This window comes from Kaarinaea lacus (assembly GCF_975902315.1).
Genome location: NZ_CDLKIE010000370.1, coordinates 1 through 4780, shown reverse-complemented (window position 1 = coordinate 4780; position 4780 = coordinate 1). Strand labels below are relative to the sequence as shown.

The 4780-nt window shown below is 45.9% G+C and carries 5 protein-coding genes; 3 read left to right on the top strand and 2 right to left on the bottom strand.

What is annotated here, in order from left to right; translation table 11 throughout:
- Together ACWVCM_RS12035 and pdsR are read right to left on the bottom strand one after the other, a co-directional pair.
- Nucleotides 1–252: hypothetical protein (locus ACWVCM_RS12035; RefSeq protein WP_455201998.1), on the bottom strand; the 252-nt coding region annotated here is incomplete at its 3' end.
- Between the two features lie 29 nt (nt 253–281).
- Nucleotides 282–974: a proteobacterial dedicated sortase system response regulator gene (pdsR, locus tag ACWVCM_RS12030; RefSeq protein WP_455201997.1), complete on the bottom strand. Its 693-nt coding sequence runs from the start codon at nt 972–974 to the stop codon at nt 282–284.
- Nucleotides 975–1282: 308 nt separating this feature from the next.
- On the opposite strand from pdsR, the gene ACWVCM_RS12025 reads away from it, so the two are divergent.
- The 3 genes from ACWVCM_RS12025 to ACWVCM_RS12015 form a co-directional block, all read left to right on the top strand.
- Complete coding sequence (locus ACWVCM_RS12025) at nt 1283–3577, top strand: marine proteobacterial sortase target protein (protein ID WP_455201996.1); 2295 nt, start codon at nt 1283–1285, stop codon at nt 3575–3577.
- Complete coding sequence (locus ACWVCM_RS12020) at nt 3544–4173, top strand: class GN sortase (RefSeq protein ID WP_455201995.1); 630 nt, start codon at nt 3544–3546, stop codon at nt 4171–4173. The genes ACWVCM_RS12025 and ACWVCM_RS12020 overlap by 34 nt, the downstream gene beginning before the upstream one ends.
- 229 nt (nt 4174–4402) lie before the next feature.
- Nucleotides 4403–4780: porin (locus ACWVCM_RS12015; RefSeq protein WP_455201994.1), on the top strand; the 378-nt coding region annotated here is incomplete at its 3' end.

Here is a 4780-nt window from a genome sequence, read left to right as displayed (position 1 = left end):
TTCTGTTGTTGTGGCCCTGGTGGTAAACAATCCCGGTTGATCCCCAAGCAGCGAAGCAACAACGCGTGCACGTTCCAGCAGTTGCAATTCCTGCCTGTCGCGCAAATATTCTTCCATCTCGTTGATATACTGATAACCCACCCAGGGGATGATCAACAATGACAGGCTCACCAATACCAGTTTTCGCTGTATACTCAGTCGGAAAATACTGGCCGAGCGAACTTTATCTATTGCCGTAGTAACTGACATCATGATGACAGGGAAAGATTATTTATCGCGTGTTACTGTTCGACCCAACGGTAACCCATACCGTAAACGGTGTCGATACAATCAAATTGCTTATCCACCACCTGGAATTTTTTCCGAATGCGCTTCACATGCGATGTGATGGTAGCGTCATCAACGACAATTTTGGCTTCCTGCATGAGTTGCTCCCGGTTTTTAACGTGTCCGGGATGTAGTGCCAGGGTATGTACCATCCAGAATTCGGTAAGCGTTAAGTCCACCGGTTCACCTTTCCAGTGGACTGAAAAGCGATCCATATCTAATGCTAAATCATCTCTTTTAATAATCGTTTCTTCAGCAGGTGGAGCCGATAGAAGCTCCTGGCGACGAAAGAAGGCCGCGATGCGGGCACACAGATTAGGTATGCTGATATCTTTTGTCAGATAGTCATCGGCACCCAGGCGCAACCCGGAAATGATGTCCAGGTCACTGTCCCTGGCGGTGAGGAATATAATGGGCAGGGTGGTGGAGATACTGCGCAAGCTGCGACAAAGCTCAAAACCGCCATCGACTTCGTTTTCCAGGCCGATATCCAGCAGCGCCAGATCAGGCAGCTTCCGGTTAAATGCCGCTAACGCGTCCGGGCGGTTGCCATACATTTCCACCTCGTAGCCCTGTTTGCGCAAAGAGGCTGCATAATTTTCCCGGATTGCCGGCTCATCCTCGACAATGGCAATAGTTTTTGCCACAACGCATCTCCTTTTAATATCAGTAAGTTACTAAATCTAGTTAAAGCGATTTATAATTATTATAGCCAAAACAACAACATAGGTATAGACCATCTTTCGGCAAAAGTTGAGCTTGCCATAATTCGTCATAATTCATTCCCGTATTGCCATATTTGAACCCGCCAGGCGCCATTTTCAGACGCTTTAATTATTCCCAACAGATTAAGAAATCCGGCGCATACAGGGAACACCACCCCCATTATCCGAAACCTGCCAGGGAAGGCACGCTGGATCAAAGCAACCAACAACACAGGTGAGCGAAGAAGATTATGAACAATACGCAACAGCCCAATGTTACCGCAACCGCCAAACCCTCCATCGTCAAAGATGCGCTCGTGGGAATGGCTACTGCAATCGGTGTTGGATTAATCGCTTCGCTGGTGTTCGTGATGGTTGTTATGTTTTTTTCCTCCATCGCGTTTGCTAAACCACAAACTCAAGCCACGCACTCTATCTTGCAGGGCACTAACCCCGCTGAAGTCGGTTTGACTGATGTGCACCAGGGGAGCTTGTTATTTCGAACCGACAAGCGGGGTGTTTTTCATATCGCGCCTACTGTTGATACTGACGTGGAAATGAAAGTTAGCGGCATGGTGGTTCGCTCCAAAGTCGTACAGACATTTGAGAATCCGGATGACTATTGGGTGGAAGGTGTTTATGTATTTCCGTTGCCGGACAATGCCGCCGTAGATCACATGCGCATGCGAATTGGCGAACGCATCGTAGAAGGTGTTATTAAAGAACGTGAGGAAGCCAAAAAAACATACGCAAAGGCGAAGCGCGAGGGCAAAAAAGCGGCATTGATGAACCAGGAACGGCCCAACGTGTTTACTAACACCGTCGCAAACATTGGTCCCCGCGAATCCGTCACCATAGAAATTGAATACCAGCAAACGGTGCAATATGAACAACAACAAGGAGAGGGCAAGTTTGAATTGCGTTTTCCTTTGACGATGACACCACGATACATTCCCGGTACTCCGGTTCAACAACCACAAGTTCAACAACCACAGATTCAACAAGCAGCATTAAACGAAGAATCACACCCAAACTTGCAACCTGTACACTTTCAGGAACGTATTGAAGGATTTACTAAAACAGGTTGGGCTATGGATACCGATGTAGTCCCGGATGCATCGCGCATTACACCGCCAGTGTATTCTCCATCTTATACAGAGAGAAACAATACAAATCCAGTATCTATAAAAGTTGAACTAAACGCAGGTTTTCCCATTAACCAGGTCAATAGTCCTTATCATGACATCTACACCTCGCGCCCTGGTGAAGGTCATGCGGTCGTGCAATTGGCACATGGATCAGTACCGGCCGATCGCGATTTTAACCTGACATGGACTATTGACTCTGGTTATTCCCCAAAAGCAGCGTTGTTCAGTGAAGAAGTCAATGGCGAAATGTACAACCTGGTTATGGTGATGCCACCCACTGACGGGATTGGCGGTTCACAGCATCTGGCAAGAGAGGTGATTTATATTATTGACACCTCTGGTTCCATGGGTGGCACTTCAATTCAACAGGCAAAATCAGCGCTGAAAATGGCGCTGAGTCGTTTGAGGAGCATCGATACTTTTAACATAATTCAATTTAACTCCGTCACACATACCTTATTTAGTCAGGCACAAACAGCCAGTCAATCGAACATCAATCGCGCCATTCGTTACGTTAATGATTTGTATGCTACGGGTGGTACTGAAATGTATCCTGCTATTTCTCAGGCGCTGCACAACGCCAGCGATGAACAACGGGTACGCCAGGTAATTTTCCTGACCGATGGCAGTGTTGGAAACGAAACTCAGCTATTTGAATTAATCAAACAACAACTGGGCAACAGTCGTTTGTTCACTGTGGGCATTGGCTCCGCACCCAATAGTTTTTTTATGACGCGTGCCGCCGAGTTTGGACGTGGGACTTATACATTTATTGGTAGTGCAGGTGAAGTGCAAAACAAGATGCAGGATTTGTTTAGCAAACTTGAAACACCGGTACTCACTGATCTGCAGGTAAGCTTTCCAGACAATGTCGAAATGGAAATCTGGCCAAACCGCATACCCGACCTGTATCTGGGTGAGCCCCTGGTCATTGTGGCAAAAACAGCTAACTTCAATGGCGACATCAAAATCAGCGGACAGCGGATCAATACCACCTGGGAAGTTGATTTACCATTAGTGGGCGGCCAGCAGAATAATGGTGTCGCACCATTGTGGGCACGTGCAAAAATCAAGGCATTAATGGATTCACTGATCGATGGCGCCAGAAAAGAAGATGTTAAAAACGAAGTAATAAAAGTAGCGCTGCAGCATCATCTTGTCAGTAAATACACCAGCCTGGTGGCCGTGGAGAAAACACCTTCACGCCCAATGTGGGATTCGCTTGACACGCGTGCTGTACCCAACAATCTGCCACATGGTTCCACTATGGGCCAAGTTGTAGGTTCATTTGCCCAAACTGCAACCCTTGGACAGCTAAAACTGTTTATTGGGCTACTGTTACTGACGTTCTCCTTATTGGCAGGATGGCGAATGAACCGACACGTGGTGTGGTCGTGACCCGGCCACGCCATTCTATTATTGTTATTACCATCGCTTTAGTTATTGGTGCATGGCAATTCGGACAGGGCATCTATATCTATGCAAAAGCTGAATTGGCTCAATATCTATTAGTGAGCGCCTGGGAAGAATCCAAACAAACGCAACGACCCGTTAAACCCTGGTCATGGGCCGATACCTGGCCGGTTGCACGGTTAAGCGTACCCGCTCACGATGTCGATCTCATTGTACTGGCAGGAGATACCGGACGTACTTTGGCGTTTGGACCGGGTCATCACCTGGCGAGTGTAAAACCCGGCGATATTGGCAACAGTATTATTAGCGCGCACCGCGATACTCATTTTGAATTTTTACAGGATCTGTCAGCAGGTGACAAAATAATTGTGGAGAACCAGAACGGCGTTAAGAAAGTATTTACGGTCAGCAACACACATGTTGTTGATTCTCGCGACGCGCATATCCCTGTTGACTACGAAAATGCTGCGCTTACCCTGGTCACCTGTTTTCCTTTTAATTCTATAACTACAGGTGGGCCACTGCGTTTTGTTGTAGTGGCAGTGGAATCCGAAAAATCGTCTCAGGGTCAATTTGTTTAATTAAGAATACTTCGATCAATTGTAGTTCTTTCTGAACGATTATATAAAAACCGATGTAAACACGCTTCAATTTACCAATCTCCTGAACCTGTCTGAAAGAAAACGCATTTGTCATTTTTATTTCATGCGATAGCAATACGTCTGTAACACAAATTCCCCATTATGCGCAGATTCATTATTTATGTTGTTTTAGCAACATAAATCATTTTTACAATAATTGGGGAAAAGCATGAAAAAGAATATTATGGCCCTTGTTTCTGCGGGTACACTTTCTATGTCATTGTCTGCGCAATCAGCTGAAGTAGCTGGTGAACTGTTAAACGTGTATGGAAAAATCCACGTGTCGATCGATAACAGCGACACTGATGGACTGAATACTGACACCTATAGTGATGGTATAAGCATATCAAGTAACTCGTCACGTTTGGGATTTAAAGGTAAATACGAAAACATAATTTATCAAATCGAGCAGGAAGTACGTATTGATGATTCTTCCAAAGGTGATTTTGCTGACCGTAACTCTTTTGTTGGTCTAACAGGAAACTGGGGGAGTGTTATGGTAGGTATTCATGACACACCTTTTAAGAGCGTGGCTTCAAAATGGGGC

Coding starts and splice junctions, on each gene's coding strand:
- ACWVCM_RS12025 (WP_455201996.1), top strand. CDS start 1,283: ATGAACAATACGCAACAGCCCAATGTTACCGCAACCGCCAAACCCTCC.
- ACWVCM_RS12020 (WP_455201995.1), top strand. CDS start 3,544: ATGGCGAATGAACCGACACGTGGTGTGGTCGTGACCCGGCCACGCCAT.